Source organism: Roseisalinus antarcticus (assembly GCF_900172355.1).
Lineage (GTDB): Bacteria > Pseudomonadota > Alphaproteobacteria > Rhodobacterales > Rhodobacteraceae > Oceanicola > Oceanicola antarcticus_A.
On sequence record NZ_FWFZ01000137.1, the window covers coordinates 1 to 904 of the forward strand.

The following is a 904-nucleotide window of genomic DNA, read 5'->3' on the forward strand; positions in this document are numbered from 1 at the left end:
GTGTACCTGAACGGCGAGTTCACCGTGACCGAAGGGCAATATGCCCGGCGCAAGATCTTCACCCTGATCGGTCTCTACAGCCCCAAGGGTCCGGATTGGACCAACATGGGCCGCAGCCTGGTGCGCGGCATGCTGAACTCGGCGCGCGGCATCTCCGACAAGGACATGTCGGCGGAGGCGCAGGCCGCGCGGCGGATCAGCGGCTTTGCCGATCTCGACGGGATCGAGTTCATCGCCCGCATCGATATCGGCACCGATGCCAGCGGTGACGACAAGAACGAGATCCGCAGCGCGGTCACGCCTGATCATCGCGACTATACGCAGGTCATGGGAACGGCGCCCCTGCAGTTCAGCGGTAACGCCGGACCGGTGGCTAGCCCACAGCAGAATGCTGCCGCCCAAACGTCTTCATCCAATCCGCCAGCAGCCAACCCCGGTGCGCCCGGGCGGCCGAGCTGGGCGCAGTAAGGGGAGGATCGGACATGCGCCTGCGCCCCCGCCAGAAGACCTTTGTCGAGCGCAGTGTTGCTGCGCTCGCCTCCCGCGGCAACACGCTGGGCGTGGCACCGACCGGCGCGGGCAAATCCATTATGCTCTCGGCGGTCACCGGCGAGATGATCGGCGACGGGGCCAAGGCCTGCGTGTTGGCCCATCGCGATGAGCTGACGGCGCAGAACCGCGCCAAGTTCCAGCGTGTGGTGCCGGAGGTGTCCACCTCGGTGATTGACGCCACCGAGAAATCCTGGGGCGGCGACGTCACCTTCGCCATGGTGCCGACGCTGGCGCGATTGTCGAACCTGGCCGACATGCCGCGCCTCGATCTGCTGGTGATCGACGAGGCGCATCACGCTGTGGCGGACAGCTACCGCCGGATCATCGACCGGGTGCGCGACGCCAATCCCGA

2 protein-coding genes are annotated in these 904 nt (G+C 66.5%); both read left to right on the top strand.

The genetic code is table 11. From position 1 onward, the window contains the following. Positions 1–468 (top strand): hypothetical protein (locus tag ROA7023_RS23595; RefSeq protein WP_085881359.1); only part of this gene is annotated, 468 nt, incomplete at its 5' end. Positions 469–482: 14 nt separating this feature from the next. Beyond that, positions 483–904: DEAD/DEAH box helicase (locus ROA7023_RS23600; RefSeq protein ID WP_143535745.1), on the top strand; the 422-nt coding region annotated here is incomplete at its 3' end.